Source organism: Streptomyces sp. JLSY215 (assembly GCF_059682825.1).
This window is the reverse complement of the sequence record NZ_CM185022.1, coordinates 4,163,699-4,183,294: the sequence shown is the minus strand read 5'-3', so window position 1 is coordinate 4,183,294 and position 19,596 is coordinate 4,163,699. Positions and strand designations below refer to the sequence as shown.

Annotated in this window: 16 protein-coding genes; 9 read left to right on the top strand and 7 right to left on the bottom strand. The window is 74.1% G+C overall.

The annotated features are described in order from the left end of the window. Window position 1: 1 nt before the first annotated feature. The 5 genes from AC5677_RS18655 to AC5677_RS18635 form a co-directional block, all read right to left on the bottom strand. Window positions 2-1,075, bottom strand: coding sequence for an HpcH/HpaI aldolase/citrate lyase family protein (locus AC5677_RS18655; RefSeq protein WP_497196142.1), 1,074 nt, complete (start codon window positions 1,073-1,075; stop codon window positions 2-4). A gap of 201 nt (window positions 1,076-1,276) precedes the next feature. Continuing rightward, on the bottom strand, window positions 1,277-1,972 hold the full coding sequence (locus AC5677_RS18650; RefSeq protein ID WP_497196141.1) for a maltokinase N-terminal cap-like domain-containing protein: 696 nt from the start codon (window positions 1,970-1,972) through the stop codon (window positions 1,277-1,279). Window positions 1,973-2,067: 95 nt separating this feature from the next. Continuing rightward, window positions 2,068-3,132, bottom strand: coding sequence for a tetratricopeptide repeat protein (locus AC5677_RS18645; protein WP_497196140.1), 1,065 nt, complete (start codon window positions 3,130-3,132; stop codon window positions 2,068-2,070). A gap of 11 nt (window positions 3,133-3,143) precedes the next feature. Further along, complete coding sequence (locus AC5677_RS18640; protein ID WP_497196139.1) at window positions 3,144-4,418, bottom strand: ATP-binding protein; 1,275 nt, start codon at window positions 4,416-4,418, stop codon at window positions 3,144-3,146. An 82-nt stretch (window positions 4,419-4,500) separates the two neighbouring features. Then, on the bottom strand, window positions 4,501-5,385 hold the full coding sequence (locus AC5677_RS18635) for an SCO2400 family protein (protein WP_497196138.1): 885 nt from the start codon (window positions 5,383-5,385) through the stop codon (window positions 4,501-4,503). A gap of 474 nt (window positions 5,386-5,859) precedes the next feature. Between AC5677_RS18635 and AC5677_RS18630 the strand changes: the two genes are divergently transcribed. The 3 genes from AC5677_RS18630 to AC5677_RS18620 are packed head-to-tail and all read left to right on the top strand — an operon-like array spanning window position 5,860 to window position 8,764. Further along, on the top strand, window positions 5,860-7,539 hold the full coding sequence (locus AC5677_RS18630; protein ID WP_497196137.1) for an AbeC-like domain-containing protein: 1,680 nt from the start codon (window positions 5,860-5,862) through the stop codon (window positions 7,537-7,539). After that, on the top strand, window positions 7,536-8,117 hold the full coding sequence (locus AC5677_RS18625; protein WP_497196136.1) for a hypothetical protein: 582 nt from the start codon (window positions 7,536-7,538) through the stop codon (window positions 8,115-8,117). The genes AC5677_RS18630 and AC5677_RS18625 overlap by 4 nt, the downstream gene beginning before the upstream one ends. Before the next feature lie 32 nt (window positions 8,118-8,149). Continuing rightward, entirely contained in the window at window positions 8,150-8,764 is a 615-nt protein-coding gene (locus AC5677_RS18620; protein WP_497196135.1) for a DUF3558 family protein, read from the top strand. 16 nt (window positions 8,765-8,780) lie between these two features. Here AC5677_RS18620 and AC5677_RS18615 read toward each other — a convergent pair whose 3' ends face one another. Together AC5677_RS18615 and AC5677_RS18610 are read right to left on the bottom strand one after the other, a co-directional pair. After that, window positions 8,781-10,304: a serine/threonine-protein kinase gene (locus tag AC5677_RS18615; RefSeq protein ID WP_497196134.1), complete on the bottom strand. Its 1,524-nt coding sequence runs from the start codon at window positions 10,302-10,304 to the stop codon at window positions 8,781-8,783. Window positions 10,305-10,510: 206 nt separating this feature from the next. Beyond that, window positions 10,511-11,863 carry a diacylglycerol/lipid kinase family protein gene (locus AC5677_RS18610; protein WP_497196133.1) on the bottom strand — a complete coding sequence of 451 codons (1,353 nt, stop codon included), beginning with the start codon at window positions 11,861-11,863 and terminating at the stop codon, window positions 10,511-10,513. A 304-nt stretch (window positions 11,864-12,167) separates the two neighbouring features. Between AC5677_RS18610 and AC5677_RS18605 the strand changes: the two genes are divergently transcribed. The 6 genes from AC5677_RS18605 (at window position 12,168) to AC5677_RS18580 (ending at window position 19,592) form a co-directional block, all read left to right on the top strand. Next, window positions 12,168-14,930, top strand: a complete 2,763-nt coding sequence (locus AC5677_RS18605; protein WP_497196132.1) for a winged helix-turn-helix domain-containing protein — start codon at window positions 12,168-12,170, stop codon at window positions 14,928-14,930. Window positions 14,931-15,054: 124 nt separating this feature from the next. After that, window positions 15,055-15,255, top strand: a complete 201-nt coding sequence (locus AC5677_RS18600) for a DUF8691 family protein (protein WP_497196131.1) — start codon at window positions 15,055-15,057, stop codon at window positions 15,253-15,255. Window positions 15,256-15,345: 90 nt separating this feature from the next. Next, window positions 15,346-16,695 carry a hypothetical protein gene (locus AC5677_RS18595; RefSeq protein WP_497196130.1) on the top strand — a complete coding sequence of 450 codons (1,350 nt, stop codon included), beginning with the start codon at window positions 15,346-15,348 and terminating at the stop codon, window positions 16,693-16,695. 81 nt (window positions 16,696-16,776) lie between these two features. Next, window positions 16,777-17,298 (top strand): hypothetical protein, encoded by a 522-nt coding sequence (locus AC5677_RS18590; protein ID WP_497196129.1) that lies wholly within the window; start codon window positions 16,777-16,779, stop codon window positions 17,296-17,298. A 161-nt stretch (window positions 17,299-17,459) separates the two neighbouring features. Then, complete coding sequence (locus AC5677_RS18585) at window positions 17,460-19,049, top strand: MFS transporter (RefSeq protein WP_497196673.1); 1,590 nt, start codon at window positions 17,460-17,462, stop codon at window positions 19,047-19,049. Between the two features lie 123 nt (window positions 19,050-19,172). Next, on the top strand, window positions 19,173-19,592 hold the full coding sequence (locus AC5677_RS18580; RefSeq protein ID WP_497196128.1) for an SHOCT domain-containing protein: 420 nt from the start codon (window positions 19,173-19,175) through the stop codon (window positions 19,590-19,592). Window positions 19,593-19,596: the final 4 nt, after the last annotated feature.

Here is a 19,596-nt window from a genome sequence, read left to right as displayed (position 1 = left end):
GTTACTCCTTGTTCTGCTGGGGCTCGGCCGCTGCGTAGGCGTCGCGCAGCTCGGGGTCGCGGGCGGCGAGCGCGTCCGCGAGCCCGACGACCACCTGGCACTGCTTGTACGTGGCGTCGTCCTGCATCTTGCCGTCGAGCATCACCGCGCCGGTGCCGTCGCCCATCGCCTCGATGACCCGGCGGGCCCAGGCGACGTCGGCGGGTGGGGGCGAGAAGACCTTCTTGGCGATGCCGATCTGCACCGGGTGCAGGCTCCAGGCGCCGACACAGCCCAGCAGGAAGGCGTTGCGGAACTGGTCCTCGCAGGCGGTGGTGTCCTTGATGTCGCCGAACGGCCCGTAGTACGGCAGGATTCCGTGCGCCGCACAGGCGTCGACCATCCGCGCGAGGGTGTAGTGCCACAGGTCCTGCTGGAAGGTGGCGCGCGGCGCGTCCGCGCTCCCGGCGTGCGGATCCTCGCGTACGAGATATCCGGGGTGGCCGCCGCCCACCCGGGTCGTCTTCATCCGGCGGCTGGCCGCCAGGTCGGCGGGGCCGAGGGAGATGCCCTGCATCCGGGGGCTGGCCCCGGCGATCTCCTCCACATTGGCGACGCCGGAGGCGGTCTCCAGGATGGCGTGGACGAGGATCGGCCGCTGCACACCGGCCTTCGCCTCCAGCTGGGCGAGCAGCCGGTCGACGTAGTGGATGTCCTCGGCGCCCTCCACCTTCGGCACCATGATCACGTCGAGCTTGTCGCCGATCTCGGTGACCAGCGTCAGCAGATCGTCCAGCGCCCACGGCGAGTCCAGGCTGTTGATCCGCGTCCACAGCTGGGTCTCGCCGAAGTCCGTGGCCTTGGCGATCTCCACCAGGCCCGACCGGGCCGCCTCCTTGCGGTCGGCGGCGACCGCGTCCTCCAGGTTGCCGAGCAGGACATCGACGGTGGGGGCGATGGACGGCACCTTCGCCGCCATCTTCGCGTTGCCCGGGTCGAAGAAGTGGATCATCCGGGACGGCAGAAACGGCACTTCCCGCACCGGTGTCGGCGCACCGACGGCCAACGGGCGGAAGAAGTCCTTCGGAGAGCGCATGCAGTCTCCCTGGTCGGATCGAGGGGTTCGGGCCGCCGACGGCGCCCGCCGGCGGTCATCCGGGCCTCACTTTAGAGCCGCGGGACGGTCACGCTACTGGCCGGTACGTGTGCCGTTGGTCACCGTCGGCGACGGCGGTCCGGGGCGGTACGGACGCCCCGGACCGCCAACGGCCTCGGCCTTTCCCCGCGGTGCCGCCCGCTATCCGGCGGACCCGACCCCGGCCGCGTCGCCCTGCACGACGGCGAAGGGGCCGCGCTCCTTGGTGCCGTCCGGCAGCAGCCAGTCGGCGGTGACGTGCCCGGGTGTCCGCGCCGTGTCCGCGGCGGGGCGGAGCACGCGGTGGACCCGTATTCCCACGGACACCGGGCCGGATGCCGCGGCGGCGGTCTCCACCACGACGTCCGTGCCCTGCGGCCCGTTGCCCGCGACGGCGGAGCCCACGACGCCGGACCCCGCGAAGGACCCGGAGAAGGACCTGGCGACGGTCGGGTCCGGGGTGTCGGTGAGGCTCTGGGCCTGCGGTTCGGCGGTGCCGCCGATCAGGGCGAACAGCTGCGCAACGAGCACCGGGTCATGGGTTCCGTCGTAGACCCACCGCGATCCGAGCACCTCGTGTTCGAGGGTGCCGACGAGCGCATGGTCGGCCCCGTCGAGCGGCGCTCCCCGGTACGTGAGCGGTACGTGATAGACGACCGGCCGGTCACCGGAGGTATCGGCGACCACCATGAACTCGATCCCGACCTCCCCGTCCGGGTCATCGAGCCGAAAACCGCCGGCCTTGGCCAGTTCCGGCTGACGCTGCCCCGAGCCCGCGTACCAGGGCTGCCGGGGGAGCCAGGGCGTCAGCAGCTCCAGCTTGGTGGGCTTCAACGCGACGTGATGAATGACGGACATATGCCTTCAACGTCCCTTCTCCGGACCGGACTTGCGGACTTCTGAACTTGCGAACTTGCAGACTTGCAGACGGGCGGACATCCGCGCCGCCGGGCTCAGCGCCGCTTGTTCCGGTCGAACCAGACGGTGGCCAGTGTGGGCACGAGCCCCGCCCAGAACAGCACTTCGGGCACGCCGCGGTCCGTCCACGGCACCTGGGAGATCAGCAGGGCGCAGAGCATCGCCCAGGCCGCCTGGGCGAGCACGACGCGGGCCCAGCGGCGGCGGCGCACCAGGGACCGCACATTCAGCTGGACGCCGACGCGCAGCCGGCGGTAGCGGCGCCAGGCGCCGAAGCCCCAGATCGCGGCCATGGGCAGGAGGATGTAGAGGCGGTTGCCGAGCGGGATCGGCAGGTCCCGCGGCACGGCGCCGTCCTTCGGGAAGAGGTCGATCATGGCGCCGGCGGCCGCCACGCACAGCAGCGCCAGCCAGCGGACGCCGCGCAGCAGCCGGTAGGTGGCCTGGTCGAGGCCGCCGCGGAGCCAGGGCGAGTCGGGGACCGTGGTGAGCGCTTCGGCGTACAGACCTGCCGCGGCCGCGGCCTTCACGCCCGGGGACTGCGCCGCCTGGTCCGTCTGCATGACCACGGCCAGCGCGTTCGTGGGGTCCAGGCGCCGCAGGGCGACCAGCGTCCGCTGTGCCGTCTCCTGGTCGCCGGCCAGCAGCGCGGCCTTGTACAGGGACTCGTACGCGCGCGGCTCCTCGGGCGCCAGCCGCACCCCCTCCTGGCCCAGGCGCACGCCCTCTTGGCGGTCGCCGTCCGGCAGCCAGGGCTGGATTTCGGCCAGCGTGGCATACGCCGTCCACCGCTGCGGGTCGACGCGGAGCGCCTCGCGCAGCGCCGCGCCCGTCTCCACCATGCGGGAGGCGCTGCGCAGGGCGCGGGCGCGCATGTGGAGGGTGGCGTAGTCCTCCGGCGCCAGCTTCAGGGCGGCTTCGCTCGCCTCGACGGCCTCGTCGCGCTCGCCGGCGGCCAGATGACACCGGGTGAGTTCCAGCCAGGCGCGTACGTCGGTGGGTTCCTCGCCGAGACGGGCGCCGAGCGCGGCCTTGGCGTCGTCGTACCGGCCGAGGTCGACGAGGGCCTCGGCCCGGACGACCGAGGGGTGATCGGTCACGGCTCGCTCCGTCAAAGCTTGCGCCTCTTCTTCAGGTATCCGAGCAGGTCGTCGTACATCCCGCCGTCGTTGGCGAACATCGCCACATTGCGTGCGGACGCGAACCACGGCTCGGTGGAGGGGACCACGGACCGTGCCGCGGCGAGCAGGTCCGTCATGCCGATCATGCGGACGGTGCCGGTGCGGGCGGAGTCGAGCAGCGCCATCTCGGCCGCGGACTCGCACAGATGGGCAAGGTCGGCGCCCGAGAGGCCGTCGGTGGCCCTGGCGAGTTTGGCCGGGTCGACGTTCTCGATCGGGCGGTCGCGCAGGTGGTAGCGGAGGATCGCCTCCCGCGCGGCCGTGTCGGGCGGCAGGACGAGCAGGGTGCGGTCCAGGCGGCCGGGCCGGCGCAGGGCGAGGTCCACGTCCCAGGGGAGGTTGGTGGCGGCGAGGACGAAGACGCCTTCGTTGGCCTCGGCGGCGATGCCGTCCAGCTCGGTGAGCAGCTGGTTGACGGTGTTGCGCAGGCCGCTGTGCTGGGTGCGGCTGCGCTTGCCGCCGAGTGCGTCCAGCTCGTCGAGGAAGACCACGCAGGGGGCCTGGCGGCGGGCGGTGGCGAACACCTCGTGCATATGGCGTTCGGAGTTGCCGATCCACATGTCGAGTACGTCGTTGATCGACACGGACAGGAAGCCCGCGCCGAGTTCACCGGCCACCGCGCGGGCGATGAAGGTCTTGCCGCAGCCGGGCGGGCCGTACAGCAGCAGTCCGCCCCGCAGGCTCTTGCCGTAGAGCCTGCGCAGTTCGGGATTGCGCAGGGGGGCGAGGAAGGCGGCCTCCAGCCGGTCCTTGACCTCCTGCATGCCGCCGACGTCCGCCAGGCGCAGGGTGCCGGGCGCGTCCACGTCCCAGGCGGATGCCGCTCCATCGCCGTCGCCGCCGTCGTCGGCGAGCGGGGCCTCGACGAAGCGGGGCGGGACCACGCCGTCGACCTCTTCCTCGGCGGCCCGCCAGTCGAAGCCCGCACGGGGCGCGGGCGGCCGTGCGGTACGGGCCGGAGCCGCGGTGGCGGGCGCCGCGCTCTGCCCGGTGGGAGACGGCGCTCCCATGGCGCGGGCCATCAGCTCCCGCGCCTGCGCGTCACCGGGGGTGTGCTGCAGCGCGACGGCCACCTCCGCGACGGCCGCGTCGTGCAGGCCCGCGTCCAGCAGGAGTTGCGCCAGGTGCAGCCGCAGCGGGACATCGCCGGGCGCCGCGGCAACGGCCGTACGCAGGCTCTGGATGAGGGGCGAATCCTCCGACATGGCCCACACTTTACGTATAAGACGACCGTGGACCCGCCCCGCGCCTCCCGGGCCGCCGCGCGGCCCGGGAACGGCGGCAGCACTAGCCGATGCAGACAACTCCCAGCAGGCACAGGTGTGTTGGCTTGCTCTGCTGGGCGGGCTCGGCGGCCGGGGTGCTCGGCGCGGTGGGCGCCGGGCTCGACGCCGCGGGGGCCGTGGCGGAGTCGTCGGCCGGTGCGGGGGCGGACGTCGCCGGTGCCGGGGCGGCGCGGTGGCGGCCCTGGGGCTGCCCGGCCGGCGCGGAGTCGGTGTGCGGCGACGTGTGCGGGGCCGCGAGGGGGTGGCCGGCGGTGGTGGTCTTCGGCTGCCGGGCCGTCGTGGTGGGCGGAGTGGCGGCGGTGGTCTGCTGCCGGTGGGTGCTCTGCGGCCGGTCGGCCGCCCGGGAGGGGCGGGAGTCGTGGTGGCGGGTGTCCCCGGCGTCCGGCTCCTTCGACGCGGAGGCGGCGGGCTCCGTCCGGGGCGTACCCACCTTCTCCGGCTCGGGCGTCGAGGCCGCGTGGGCCTGGGAGGGCTTGTTCTGCAGCATGCTGACGGTCAGGCCGCCGCCGATGAGGGCGAAGGCCGTTGCGGCCGCGGCCCGCCGCCGGTGCTTCTTCCAGCGGGCCAGCTGCCGGCGCCGGGCTGCCCGGCCCTGCCCGGTGGCGGAGGAGGTGTCGGGGCCGCCGGGGCCGTCGGGCTCGGCGGCGTCCACGGCCTTGGCCGCGCCGTCCATCGGTGCGGTGTCGGCGAGCGGGGTGCCCCGGTGCGCTGCCGGCGCGGGAGCGTCCGTGGCGGGCCAGGCCTCCCATGCCGCGGGAGCGGCCGCCAGCCGGTCCAGGCGGTCCGGGCGGTGGGCGGACGGGGCTATGTCGGGTGCGTAATCACCGCACCCGGGGCATACCAGGGCCCCATTGAGAATCCGGTGGCACGACGAGCAGTAGTCCATCTGGGATCTTTCTGTGCTGACTGCGCCGCCGGAGGGGGACGGCGGCGACCTGATCAAGGTCGCACGCGATTTCGAGCGGGCAGTAACGCTAACGGCCTCCACTCACCGCAGCACGTGGGGGGTGTGACGCTACGGTGGAGATTTCTTGAAGGCCCGCCCCGCACTTCGGACATGTCGCGATGGATCCCCCGGTGTGACACTGGACTTGTCGCGCACTGTGTGATCTCCGCCCGGCCGCGCCTCCGTCCGCGCCCTGCGAGGCCACGGGGCGAGGGCGCGGAAATGCGACATGCGCGGTGCGTCGGGAGCGCGGAAATGCGACGCACGCGGCGGCGCGAAGCGGGTGCGGAGCCGTATCCGGACCGGGCGGAAATCCCTTCCGGGCGCAGTGCGGCGGCGCCATACTGCACCTACTGCAACTCGCTCACCATCCCTAAAGGGAGAGGGAGTTCGACCATCGAAGGGTGCGTGATCGTGCCTGGTCAATCCGGAGCGCCGCCCCATGCGGACGCGGCGCCGCAGCACCTCCGCAGCGAGGCCACCAGGCTGCTGTGCGCGGGGGTCTACTTCGACAGCGGGTTCCGCCGCCGCGTCATCGGGCAGCTGGTCGAGCACGAGGAGCGCCCGATCGCCCCCTCGCTCGGCATCGACGCCCTGCCGGTCCTCGCGCATGCGCTGTACGCCCGCCGCCGGGAGGCGCAGACCGCGCTGGTGCTGATGGCCGTCTGGGCGGCGTTCATCTGGCTGGGGCTCGCCGGCGTCGGATCGGACACGGTGCTGCCCATCCCCTGGTTCCTGGGGTACGCCGTGGTCTGCTTCGTGTGCTGGAGCGTGCGCGGCGGCAGCGGCGCCGTCTTCACCCTCGGCCGCTCGGTGCTCAAGGAGGCCACCCGCGGCCGGCTGAAGGCGGTGCTGCCGGTCCTGCCGTTCGTCGTGACGGCCGGATACTGGGCGGCCGTGCTCTACACGCTGTTCGTCGGCGCCAACGCCTGGGCGGCCGTGGTGTTCCCGGCCCTGCTGGTGCCGCCCCTGTGGGTGTACCGGGCGCACACCGTCTCCGTCATGCGCCGCAAGCTGAGCCGGGCCGCGTACGCCAAGGTGCCCCGGGAGGAGCTGCCGGAGCGCGACCAGTACCGGCGCATCGGCGCCGCCATCGACCGCGAGCAGCATGCGAGCCTGGCGATCTACGACCCCTTCCGGCCGTTCGTCGGCGCCGGCGAGCCCTACCAGCCGTGGTCGTTCGTCATGGAACTGAAGCGGCGGACGGGGCCGGAGCCGCGCAAGCGGCTGGATCCGACGCGGCCGGACGCCGGGACGAGTGCCGGGGAAGGGGCCGCGCCGCTCACGGGACGCGAGGTCATCGACCTCATCACGCCACGCCTGGAGGCCCTGCGCACCTCGGCGGCGGCCAGCAGCCGCGACCGGCTGCGCTCCCTCGAAATCGACGAGATGGTCTATCTGCCGGTCGGCGCCGCCCGCGACCAGGTCACGTACGAGCCCGAAGCCGTCCAGCGGCATCTCGACGGCGCGGTCGGCGAGGGCGGCGAGGCGCGCCGGCACTTCCTGCGGGTCCGGGTCGGCGCCTGGGACGAACAGGTCGGGGTCTCCCTCCTGGCCCGCGTCCACACCCAGGGCGGGATGCTGGTCCTGGAGGTCGTGCCGCACGTCCTGACCCCGGTGCGCCCGGAGTTCAAGTCGGTGGACGTGATCGCCGCGCGCCCCGCGGAGGACGTGCTGCGCGAGGCGGTACGCGGCCTGCTCGCCGGCCCCGCGGCCGGCTGCGCCGCCGGGATCTCGTTGGTCCACACGGCCGTCTCCGTCTTCCGTACCTGGCTGACGCTCCCGCAGTACGCGATCCCGGACGGGCCGGTCACGTCGGTGCGGGAGCTGGGGAGCGTGAAGGAGGTCTCGCTGCTCCAGGAGATGGACATCAGCCGGTATGTGAAGACGCTGCAGGACCGCATCGCGAGCGGGGTGCGGGAGGCGCTGCGGACGAAGGGCTACGAGACGGGCGAGTTCGAGCAGTACGTCATCAACGTGAACGGCGGCGGGGTCTTCATCGGGAAGATGAGCGGGGGCGCGGTCGCGTCGGGCGAGCGGGCCTCGGCGAAGCAGGTGGACGCGGCGGCGGAGACGAAGGGCGGTCTGTTGTGACCACGGGGAGGCAGGACCCGGCGGCGGACGAGGGGGACGGCGCGCCCGTCAACCACCCATCGCCACAGGAGAGTTCGGGTGGCATCAGCATCGGCGTGCTGACCGGTGGCGCGGTGGCGGCGGGGGAGGGCGCCACCGCCGAGGACCGCTCGCGGCGCGTCGGCCCGTCGGCGCCACCGCCCTCCCCGCCCGGGAGCGAGGGCCCGCCCGTACCGCCGCGGGCCGCCCCCGGCGGCATCGGGATCGGCGTCATGACCGGAGGCGCCGCGGCCGTGGGTCCGCACGCCGCGGCCCTCGACGCCTCGACGCAGCTCATCGACGCCACCCCCGAACTCCTCGCGGCCGTACGCACCCTCCGCGAGCAGCTGGGCCTGCTCCGCCCCGACGAGGAGACCGCCGAGATCGACGCCCGGCTCGCCGAGGCCGAGGAGGAGATCGGCGCCACGGGGCAGGTGCGGCGCGGCCGTCTGCAGTGGCTGCGCGAACGGCTCGACTTCGGGGCGACGGCCGCGGCCGGGCTGGCCTCGGCGGCGTCCGTCGTGCAAGCGATCACGCAACTCTTCGGCAGACAGGGGTAGTTGGCGTGGACCCAGTGGACCGAGTGGGCCGAGTGGGCCAATGGGATGAGGACGGACAGGAGTGGGTTTCGCCGCCGCATCCGCACGGGCCGCCGCCGGGCAGCAGGCGTGGGCGCCTGCTGATCGTGGCGCTCGCCGTGGCCGTGCTGGCCGCGGCGGCCGGCACCGGGATCTGGCTGCTGGCCCGCGACGACACCCCGGACCGCTCGGACGGGCCGCCCGGGAGCTACCCCACGACGACGGCGTCCGGCTCCGGCGCCGCGTCCGACCCGTGCGCGGCGGTCGACGCCACCACGGCCAGGCAATGGGGACTGGACGCGGGCCGGCCCGACAATCCCGCCGACCCCAACGCCGGGCTGAAGTCATGCCAATGGACCTATTACGGCACGGGCACCACCGCAATGGCCGTGTTCCACCTCATCTACACGAAGGACGTGCCCATGTCGCCGTCGCCGACGCCGATCCCGGTGGCCGGCGTGCCCTCCGCGACGGCCTCGGGGAACGCCAACGGCTGTGCGGTCCTGTGGCCCACGTCGTTCGGACAGGCGATCGTGCATGTCGCGCCGTCCGGTGCAGGCCCGCAACGGGATCTGTGCGGCTTCGCCGCGGACTTCGCCGCGGCGGTGGCTCCCGGGGTGCCGCATTGACGACGCCCCGACACCCTCATGAGGCCGCTTCGCGCAGCCGGATCCCCTTGACGGTGGCGTCGAAGACCGGCCGGTACTGGTTCCATTGCGCGTTCGGCGCGGAGAGGTAGACCACGTACTGCGTGTCGTCGGTGCCGCTGAAGGCCAGCTCCACCGCCCGGTACTGCCGCAGCCGGCCCTGGAAGGTGAACTCCCAGTACGCCGCGGGCCGTCCGCGGAACGCCGAGGCGGCCATCCTGACCCGCTCATAGCCCGGGTTGTCGCGGCGCGTCTGGTCCTCTTCGGTCTCCCGCCAGTGCCGGAGCGGATCGGACCCCGCGAACCGGACGACGTCGACCCGCAGGGACACCCGCTGGGACGGGTCGATGTACGCCATTTCACCGCCGGGCATGTCCTTGGGGGTCCAGCCGTCCCGTACCGGGACGGAGAAGCCCTGGCCGGCCTCCACGAGGTGGTATCCGGCGGGAACCGGCGGCGGCGGGGAAGGACTGGCCGCCGGCGCGCGGCCGGAGGCCGTGGCCGGGGACGGGTGGCCCTGCACCGAAGGGGCACCGCTTCGGGACCACAGCAGTACGCCGCCGGTCGCGGTGGCGGCGGCCACCACCGCCGCGACGGTCCACAGCGCGGTGCGCCGGCCGCGCCGCGCCCCGCGCACGGGAGTCACGGCGTCGCTCGCGCGCTCCGGCCGCGTGGGCGCCTCGCCGTCGGCGGCGCTCCCCGTACCGGCCGCCCGGCCCAGGAGCCGTTCCGCCTCGTCGGCGGCCATGCGCCGGCCGGGTTCCTTCCGCAGCAGCCCCTCGATCACCGGGGCCAGCGCCCCGGCACCGCGCGGGGGTGCGTACGGCTCGGCGGCGATGGCGTACGCCGTCTCGATCGCGGTGTCGCGGCCGAACGGCGGGCGTCCCTCGACCGCCTGGTACAGCGTCACGCCGAGGGACCACAGGTCGCAGGCGGGGCCGGGCTCGGCGATCGTGCTGCGGAGGCGTTCCGGCGCGAGGTACTGGACCGACCCGACCAGCTCACCGGTCCTGGTCAGCGACGGGGTCCCGGACTCCACGGCGATCCCGAAGTCGGTGAGGACGATGCGCCCGTCGTCGCCGAGCAGGACATTGGCGGGCTTGACGTCCCGGTGCAGCACTCCCGCGTCGTGCGCGGCACGCAGCGCGGCGGCCATGATGCGCCCGATCCGGGCCGCCTCTTCCGGCGGCAGGGTGCCCTGCCGCTTGAGGACATCGCCGAGCGTCACCGAGGGGACGTACTCCATGACGATGCACGGCAGGCCCTCGTCGTCGACGACGTCGTGCACCACGATCACATTGGGGTGGGTGATCCGGGCGGCGCTGCGGGCCTCGCGGCGGGTCCGCTCGTGGAGCCGCCGGATCTCGTCGTCCTGCAGATGCGGGGGAACGTGCAGCTTCTTCAGGGCGACGTGCCGGCCGAGCAGTTCGTCCTCGGCCCGCCACACGGTGCCCATGCCGCCGCGGCCCACACGCTCCACCAGCCGGTAACGGTCGGCGATGAGCCGTCCCAGATCGGACACCGTGAGACCTACTTTTTCCCGCACGCCTGAGCACGCCCGAACAGATTGCGGGTGCACCTTAGCGCGTGCGGATTGCATGGCCATGGCAGATGTTTTCCCGGGCGACGGCGCGGTGTTCCGGGCCGCCGGGCGGGTCTTCGGGGCGGGTGCGGCAACTTCCTTTGCGGTCCGTCCCGTTCGCCGCTTCGGGGCCCGGCGCGGCCCAGCTAGGGCCGGTCCGAGGGGGCGGGCCCGGTCGCGGGATGGTCCCGCCCCAGGGCGAGGGCGCGCAGCCGCCGCCAGTCCATCGGGGGCTTCGGCCGCGGCACACCGGGGCGGCGTCGCGGCACGCGCACGCGCAGCGCCCCGGGCCGGATCGTGCAGCGGACGGGCGTCGGCAGGGTGAGCGACTCGCCGTCGACGCCGGCCTGGATCTCGGGCTCGTCGGCGTCGACGACGACCTCCCGGGCGGTCAGCGCGGTGAGGCCCGGCCCGTGCCTGCCGCGCAGGATCCCGGCCGCCTGCGCCGCGTTGTCGACGGTGATGCCGAGGACCCCGAGGACGCCCGCATCCAGGTCCTCCCGCCGTCCCAGTCCGGCCGGATCGCCCATGCGGTAGGGGTTGTTGCTGACGAGGACCGCCTGCGGCCCGTCGAGGGCCGTGCCCGCCGCGCGCACGGTCAGCCGCGGGCCGCGCTGGTGCGTCAGCAGGTCCGGCAGCAGCTCCAGGGTGGTCCGCACCTTGTCGTCGCGGTAGGCGGGGCTCCGTACGACCGCCGCGTACGTCCCGAAGGAGGCGTTGTTGACGAAGGCCCGCCCGTCGATGAAGCCGAGGTCGACCCGGAGTTCGACGCCGTCGGTGAGGGCGTCGAGGCAGCTCGCCGGATCGTCGCGGTCCAGACCGAGGTCGAGCGCGAAATGGTTGCGGGTGCCGGCCGAGATCACCAGGAACGGGATGCCGTGTTCCGCGGCCACGCCCGCGACCATGGCCTGGGTGCCGTCGCCGCCCGCGACCCCCAGGAGGTCGGCGCCCGCGGTCACGGCGCCGCGCGCCAGCGCGACCACGTCCTCGTGGTGAGCGGTGTCCAGCAGATGCACCTCGGCGCCGAGTTCCTCGGCCCGTTCCTTCAGGTGGAAGGCGCCCACCTTTCCCCCGCCGGAACGGGGATTCATCACGAGGAACGGGCGCTGGGGCGGAGCGGTGCGGGCTCCCGGCGCGCGGGCCCGCCGGGCGTCCCGGCTGAGCGCGGCCCCGCCGGCGGAGACCGCCAGGGTCCACAGGGCGAGCGCGACGAACACCACCCACAGCAGACCGGCCCAGGCGTACAGCGCGAGCACCACGGCCGGCGCCACGGCGGCCAGGGTGCCCGCGAGCACCCTGATGAGCCCGCGGCGCGCCAGCGTCCACCAGATGCCCGCGGCGGCGAGGGCGAGTCCGGCCAGTCCCACACCCAGGAGAGCGAAGCTCCGGAGGCCGGCGAACACGAGCAGCACCAAGGCCGCCGCGGCCGCCGCCGTCAGGGCCAGCAGCGCGGACCAGCGCTGTGTTCCGCGGTCGTGTGCGCCGGCATCCGTATCCATGGCGACTCCCGTGCCGTGCGCGTCCCCGCTGCCGAGCGGGTCCCCGCTCCGGCGTGCCGCCTGCCATTCCACGCCCGGCGGCCGGGCGCGGCATCACCCCGGGCGGGTGAACGTCGTCGGGCGGGCGGTCCCGCGCCCCGGATGGCGATCATGCTTCGGAGGCCGTGAAGATGGAGGGGAACGGGGCCTTCGGAAGGCGCGAAGCGGTGCAACGCAACGGATCGGTCCGCACCGCCCGGCGGAACGCGCCGGAGGGCGGTGCGCGGCGCCAGGAGGCCATGGCCGTACCCGGACGGTGGTGCCCATGCCCCGCAGCGCAGCCGCAGCGACGGCGGACGACGACGGGGAGTCCCGTACCTCCCGGGCACCGGCGACCGCCCCGGCTTCCGGCCGCGGCGGCGCCCCACACCTGGGGCCGACCGGTGACCCCCTGCTGGCCGCACAGTTCTCCGTCCCGTCCGTGCCGCGGGAAGCCATCCGCCGGCAGCGGCTGCTGGACCGGCTCACCGAAGGCACCGCGGGGCGGCCGCTGACCCTGATCACCGGCCCGGCGGGCGCCGGCAAGACGACGCTGGCCGCCACCTGGGCCCGCGAGGGCGGCGCACCGGGCCCGGTCGCGTGGCTGACGGCCGAACGCGACGACGCGGCGCCCGGGGTGTTCTGGTCCTATGTCCTGGAGGCGTTGAGCCATCACGGCGTCGGGCTGCCGGACGAGGTGGGCCGGCCCGGCTCCGCCGACATCGCCGACCACTCCCTGCTCGCGCGGCTCGCCGCCGCCCTGGCACAGCTGCCCCGGCCGGTCGTCCTCGTCCTCGACGGCCTGGACCGCGTGCCCGGCCGGGCGGTGGCCGACGGCCTGGACTTCGTCCTGACCCATGCGGCACCGCAGCTGCGCCTGGTGCTGATCAGCCGCGTCGACCCGCTGCTGCCGCTGCACCGCTACCGCGCCGACGGCCGGATACGGGAAATCCGCGGCGCCGACCTCGCGTTCACCCGCCAGGAGGCCGCGCGGCTGCTGCGCGGGCACGGTCTGGGACGGTACGAGGACAGCGTCGACGCCCTCCTGGCGCGCACCGAGGGCTGGGCGGCCGGGCTGCGGCTGTGTGCGCTGGAGATGCGGCGGGCCGACGACCCGGCCGGCTACGCCCGGTCGTTCGCCGCGTCCCAGAGCGCCCTCGCCGACTACCTGCTCACCGAGGTCTTCGCCGCCCAGCCCGCCGCCACCCAGGATCTGCTGCTGCGTGGCAGCATCCTCGACCGGGTGCACCCGGACCTGGCGAACGCGCTGACCGGCCGCGAGGACGCCGAGTGGATCCTGGCCCACCTCACCCGCGCCCATGTCTTCGTCGAGCCGATCGATGCCACGCCGTGGTGCCGGTACCAGCCGCTGTTCGCCGAGGTGCTCCGCATGCATCTGCGCCATCACCGGCCCGGCCTCGAACCCCGGTTGCGGCGCCGCGCCGCGACCTGGCTCGCCGACAACGGACGGCTCGCCGAGGCGGTGGCACAGGCCGCCGCGGCCGGGGACTGGGAGTGGGCCTGCGCGCGCACGGTCGGCCGCCTGGAGATCGGCCGGCTGCTCACCGGCCCCGAGGCACCCCGGCTGGCGCGGCTCTTCTCGCCCCTGCCCGACGAACTCGCCGGAGCGGCGCCCGCGCTGGTCGCGGCGGCCGGCGCGCTCGCCCGCCACGACACCGCGGGCGCTCGGGCGCGGCTGGACCGGGCCGAGGAAGACCTCCGCACGCCCGGAGAACGGCCCGCCCCGCAGACCCGGCTCGCCCTCGCCCTGCTCCGCCTGCTCGCCGAGTCCGGTGCCGACGGCGGCGACGGCGGCGACGGCGCACGTCAAGCAGCGCGGCGGATCCGCGAGCTCGCCGGACAGGTGCCGCGGCCACTGATGGAGGCGCACCCGGAGATCGAGGCGCTGCGGCGGTACGGGCTGGCCCGCGCCCTGCAGCTGGGCGGGCGGCCGGACGACGCCGAACGGGCCTTCGCGTACGCGGCGGAGGGCTGCACCGGCGACGCGGCCCGCACCGTCCGGCACCACTGCCTCGGCCGGCTGGCCCTGATGGAGTCCCGGCGCGGGGCGCTGCGCCAGGCCGAGCGGCACGCCCTGCGCGCCCTCGACGCCGCCCGGCACCGGTCCGTTCCGCCGGCCTGCCGGTCCGGCACCGGCCACCTCGCGCTGGCCGCTGTCGCCCTCGAACGCGCCGAACTCCGCGAGGCCCGCCGCCGTCTCGACCTGGCATCCGCGTCCCCCGACGCGGGCCACGACCCGGTCACCGACACCGAGATCGCCGTCATCCGCTCCCGGCTGGACCTCGCGCGCGGCCGCCCGGCCGCCGCGCTCGCGGCCGTCGGGACGGGCAACGTGCCGGCCGGCCCCCTCGCGCCGTGGCCGGCGCAGCGCCTCGCCCTCGCGCGGGCGGCGGCCCAGCTGGCCCTGGGCGACCCCGCGTCGGCGCTCGCCACCCTGGACGAAGGGGGCCCGGCCGGAGCGGCGCAGGCGCTCGTCCTCGCCCAGGCCCGGCTCGCCGCCGGAGACCCCGACCGGGCCCTCGGCCTCCTCGCGTCCCTGGACCGCCGGCCGGACCCGGGAGTCGCCGAACGGGTCCGCCTCGGCCTGCTCCGGGCCCGCGCCGCGACCCTGACCCAGGACACCGGGACGGCAGCCGGCCTGCTCCGCGACGCGCTGGCCGCCGCCCGCCCCGAACGGCTGCGCGGACCCTTCACCGAGGCGGGCCCCTGGCTGGCGCAGCTGCTGAAGCAGCGGCCCGAACTGGCCGCCGGACAGGCCTGGCTGTCGGCCCGTCCGGCGGACGCCAACGGCACCGCCCGCACGGCCGCCCGGCCACCGGCGCCGCCCGTCATGGTGGAACGGCTCACCGACCGCGAGCGCGAAGTGCTCGGGTACGGCGCGGAGCTGATGTCGACCGAGGAGATCGCCGAGGCGATGTATCTGTCGGTCAACACGGTCAAGACGCATCTGCGGAGCATCTACCGCAAGCTCGCGGTCTCCCGCCGCGGCGATGCCGTACGGCGCGCCCGGGAGCTCGGTCTCCTGTGACCGCGGGGGGCCGGGTGTCACCTCGTGCGGGTGATGCGGCCGGGCCCGGTGGCCGTTCAGCATCGGAAGCAACGACCGAACCGATGCGGGAACGACCGCACCGACACCGGGGAGGCGCGCCCTCATGCGATACGAGTTCCGCGTGACCGGCCATCTGTCGGCGGTCGTGGCCGAGGCGTTCCCCGAGCTTCAGCGGACCCGCGTTCCGGAGCACACGGTCCTCTTCGGCCAGGTCACCGACGAGGCCCATCTCTACGGGCTGCTCAACCGCTTCCAGGACCTGGGCCTGCGGGTCCTGGAGATGCGCCGGCTGCCGGAGCCATGACGGTCCGGCCCCGGGCCGCCCGTTACGGGTGATGCGGTGCGGTCCGGGGCGGGTGACCGTGGACCGAGGATCCCCGCGAAGGAGCACGCCATGGACTCGTCGTCCGCGGCCGCCCCCGCCCCCGGAGGCCACCAGGGGCCCCTGAGCGCCGCCGAGCGGGCGGAATACGAGCGTCTTCGCCGCGCCGCCGGAATGCGGCACCGTCGGCTGCGCTACGCCGCCACCTCCCTGCTGCTGGTGCTGACCTTCGTCCTGGCCCCGCTGGGTGTCGTCGCCGCCTGGCTGGACTCGCAGATCTCCGACACCGGCCGCTATGTCCAGACCGTCGCGCCGCTGGCCAAGAACCCGGCGGTCCGGAGCGCGGTGACCAACCGCGTGACGAACAAGGTCGTCAGCTACATCGACACCGCGAAGATCACCGCCGCGCTGGAGCGCGCCCTGCGCAAGACCGGCGCCCCGCCGGTGGTGGTCGACCGGAGCGGTCTGCTCGCCGGAGCGTTGAAGTCCGGCGCCACCTCCGCGGTCCATGCGGTGGTGAACAAGGTGGTGACCAGCGACCAGTTCGCGGACGTGTGGAACATCGCCAACCGCAAGGCCCACGCCGCCATGGTCAACGTCCTCACCGGCAAGGGCGGCAGCGCGGTGGAGGCCAAGGGCAACACCATCAGCCTCGACATCGGCACCGTGATCACTCAGGTGAAGAAGAAGCTGGTCGACGAGGGCTTCCAGCACGCCGACAAGATCCCGAGCATCGACAAGTCCGTCGTGCTGGTGAAGACCGACAAGCTGAACAAGGCCCAGAACCTCATGCGCCTGCTCACCATCGTCGGCGGCTGGCTGCCCGTGCTGGTCGTCGTGCTGGCGGCGCTGGCCGTGTGGTCGGGGCCCTCGCACCGGGTGGCGATGATGAGCGCGGGCGCCGGTGTCGCCGTGATGATGGCCGTGTTCCTCGTCGCGCTCGCCTTCGCCCGCGGGAAGTACCTCGACTCCGTGGGGCCCAAGGTCCAGTCGCCGGACGCCGCGGCCGCCGTCTACGACGATCTGGTGCGGTTCCTGCAGCAGAGCACCCGCACGGTGCTCGTCCTCGGGGTGATCATCCTGGTCGCCGGCTATCTCTACGGGCCCGGACACGGCGCCCGCCGGATACGCTCCGGCGCCGTCCGCTGCACCGACGCCGCCGGACGGGGCCTGGCCCGAGCGGGGCTGCGCACGGGCGGCGCGGGCCGCTGGCTCGACCGGCACCGCGGCTGGACGACCGGGGCCGTCATCGGTGCCGGGGCGCTGGCGCTGGTCCTGTGGAACTTCCCGACCCCGGGCGCGGTGGCCCTGGTCCTCGGGATCGTGGTGCTCGTCCTCGTCGTCCTCGGCATCCTCGCCGCCGCGCGCACGGCACCCACGCCGCCGGGACCCGGCCCCCGGTCGGCCCGCCACGACGCCTGACCTGCGACGCCTGACCGCCCGCATCCCGCCGCCGCTCCCGGCCGCCCTGCGCGCCCGGCCGATTCCGGCGATCCTGGAGCGGTGGCAGATCACGGCCCCGAGCACGAAGGCGCCACGGCCCGCGAGCCGGTCGCGGCCCGGGAGACCGACTACGCCGGCGCCGTCTACGGATCGCTGCTGGCCGCCTCCGTGGTGGCCGGCGCGGGCACGCTCGGTGCCTTCCCCCACATCAAGCTGGTGCTGCTGCTGCTCGGCACCGGTGTGGTGTTCTGGGCGGCGCACGTCTACTCCCGGCTCGTCGGGGACCGGCTGGTGCACCGGGCGCTGACCCGGCGGGAGATCCGCCGGGTCTGTGCGGACGAGTGGCCGATCGTGCAGGCGGCCGTCCCGCCTGCGGTGGCCGTGGCGGTGAGTCCGCTGCTGGGGCTCGGGCCGGACGGCGCGGCGTGGCTGGGGCTGTCTGTGGCCGCCGCCGAACAGGTGGGGTGGGCGAGCGTCGCGGTCGTCCGGGCCGGTGCCCCGCGTCATCTGGTGCTGGTCGCCGGCGCGGCCAATCTTCTCCTCGGCCTGATCATCGTCGCCCTCAAGGCCGCACTCCACTGACGGCCGCCGGGGCGGTCCACGACCGCGAACGGCCGGTCGGGTGAGGCGCCACCGGACAGCCTGTATGTCGAATACATCCCGCTTTGCCCTGCCTATGCTGAACCGCGGTGACGGCCGACCGGGCACCGCGCGGCACGTCGGAACCTCTGGAGGTGCACGCGGTGGGGCGCTGGCGGCCCTTGGCCATCCTCGGCACGGCCCAGTTCCTGATGGTGCTGGACACCTCGGTGATGAACGTATCGATCAGCCAGCTGGTCGAGGACTTCCAGACCGAGGTCACCGCGATCCAGGCCGTCATCACCCTCTACACCCTCGTCATGGCCGCATTCATGATCACCGGAGGGAAGCTCGGCGACATGTTCGGCCGCCGCCGCATGTTCGCCATCGGGCTGGTCGTGTACGGCGCGGGGTCCGCGCTCACCGCCGTGGCCCCCGCCCTGTGGGCGCTCACGCTCGGCTGGTCGGTGATCGAGGGACTCGGCGCGGCGCTGGTCCTGCCGGCCCTGGCCGCGCTGGTGGCCGGTGCCTACACCGGCCGGGACCGGGCCGTGGCCTACGGGGTCGTCGGCGGGCTGGCCGGGGCGGGCATCGCGGTGGGCCCGCTGCTCGGCGGCTGGGTCACGACGTACCTGACCTGGCGGCTGGTCTTCGCCGGCGAGGTCGTCCTGGTGGTGGCCATGCTCTGCCTCATCCGGTGGGTCAAGGACCACCCGCCGCCGGGGCCGCGGCCGCGGCTCGACACCGGGGGCGCGGTGCTCTCCGCCGTGGGCCTGGCCATCGTGGTCCTGGGCGTCCTGCAGAGCAGCTCCTGGGGCTGGCTGAGGCCCCGGAACTCCCCGGTGACCGTCTTCGGCTTCTCCCTCACCCTCTTCTTCATCGCGGCGGGCGTCGTCGTCCTCTGGCTGTTCCGCATCTGGGAACGGCGGCAGGAGGCCTGGGGCCGGGACCCGCTGGTCCGGCTCTCGCTGTTCGCGAACCGGCCGCTGCGCTCCGGCCTGACCATGCTGCTCAGCCAGAACCTCATCCTCCTCGGCCTGTTCTTCACCATCCCCCTGTACCTCCAGGTGGTGCAGGGCTTCAACGCCTTCCAGACCGGTCTGCGGCTGCTCCCGGTTTCCCTGACCATGCTGGTGTCCGCCATGAGCGGCCCCCTCCTCGGCCGGTTCGCCGCTCCGCGCACGGTCGTACGGACCGGTCTGCTGGTGCTGCTGCTCGCCATCGTCTGGCTGCTCGCGACCATCCGGCCGCGCATCGACGATCTGTCCTTCGCCCTGGCGATGGCCGTACTGGGGCTCGGTATGGGACTGCTCGCCTCCCAGCTGGGCAACATCGCGCAGTCCAGCGTCGGGGAGTCCGAGCGCAGCGAGGCGGGCGGCCTCCAGTACACCGCCCAGAACCTGGGGTCCTCCCTCGGCACCGCCCTGATCGGCGCCATCCTGATCGGCGCCCTGGTCGCCGCGTTCACCCACCAGATCGCCGACCACCCGAAGATCTCGGACAAGGTCCGCGAGCAGGCCGGCATCGCCATGGAGGCCGGGGTCAGCTTCGTCGGCACCGACGAGATCCGCGCCGCGGCCGAGCGCGCCGCGCTGCCGCCGGACGAGGCCGACGCGGTCGTGGACGCCTATGCCGAAGCCCAGCTGAACAGCCTCAAGGCCGCCATCCTGGCGGCCGCCGCCATCACGCTCGCGAGCCTTGCGTTCACCCGCCACCTGCCCACGGAACGGCTCGGCGGCGCGGCGGCCCCGTGAGCCGCGGGCGACGGCCGTCCGCCCGCCGGGCGCCCCCGGCCTGCTTCACCCGCGGAGGGTGATGTCCGCGCTCCCGGGCGGGCGGAGCCTGGAGGGGCGACTACGAGTAACAGGAGGAAAGCCATGGGCAACCTGTACCTGGCGTACGACTATCCGGTGCTCGGCGCCTTCTGGACGGTCATGTGGATCTTCCTGTGGGTCCTGTGGCTGATCGTCCTCTTCCGCGTCATCGTCGACATCTTCCGCGACCACGCGCTGAACGGATGGGCCAAGGCCGGCTGGCTGATCTTCGTCATCATCCTTCCGTTCCTGGGTGTCCTGGTCTACGTCATCGCGCGGGGCAAGGACATGGGCAAGCGCGAGGCGGAGCAGGCCAGGCATCAGCAGGAGGCGATCGACCAGTACATCCGCGAAACGGCGGCCGGTGGCCGTGCCGGTGGCCCGAGCCACGCCGATGAGCTGGGCAAACTCGCCGACCTCAAGGCCAAGGGCGCCATCACGGAGGAAGAGTTCCAGCGGGCCAAGGACAAGATCCTCCACTGAGGGC

What these genes read in the sequence shown, in the direction of transcription:
- AC5677_RS18655 (WP_497196142.1), bottom strand. Translation starts at nt 1,075, where the DNA reads ATGCGCTCTCCGAAGGACTTCTTCCGCCCGTTGGCCGTCGGTGCGCCG.
- AC5677_RS18650 (WP_497196141.1), bottom strand. Translation starts at nt 1,972, where the DNA reads ATGTCCGTCATTCATCACGTCGCGTTGAAGCCCACCAAGCTGGAGCTG.
- AC5677_RS18640 (WP_497196139.1), bottom strand. Translation starts at nt 4,418, where the DNA reads ATGTCGGAGGATTCGCCCCTCATCCAGAGCCTGCGTACGGCCGTTGCC.
- AC5677_RS18635 (WP_497196138.1), bottom strand. Translation starts at nt 5,385, where the DNA reads ATGGACTACTGCTCGTCGTGCCACCGGATTCTCAATGGGGCCCTGGTA.
- AC5677_RS18610 (WP_497196133.1), bottom strand. Translation starts at nt 11,863, where the DNA reads ATGGATACGGATGCCGGCGCACACGACCGCGGAACACAGCGCTGGTCC.
- AC5677_RS18605 (WP_497196132.1), top strand. Translation starts at nt 12,168, where the DNA reads ATGCCCCGCAGCGCAGCCGCAGCGACGGCGGACGACGACGGGGAGTCC.
- AC5677_RS18600 (WP_497196131.1), top strand. Translation starts at nt 15,055, where the DNA reads ATGCGATACGAGTTCCGCGTGACCGGCCATCTGTCGGCGGTCGTGGCC.
- AC5677_RS18595 (WP_497196130.1), top strand. Translation starts at nt 15,346, where the DNA reads ATGGACTCGTCGTCCGCGGCCGCCCCCGCCCCCGGAGGCCACCAGGGG.
- AC5677_RS18580 (WP_497196128.1), top strand. Translation starts at nt 19,173, where the DNA reads ATGGGCAACCTGTACCTGGCGTACGACTATCCGGTGCTCGGCGCCTTC.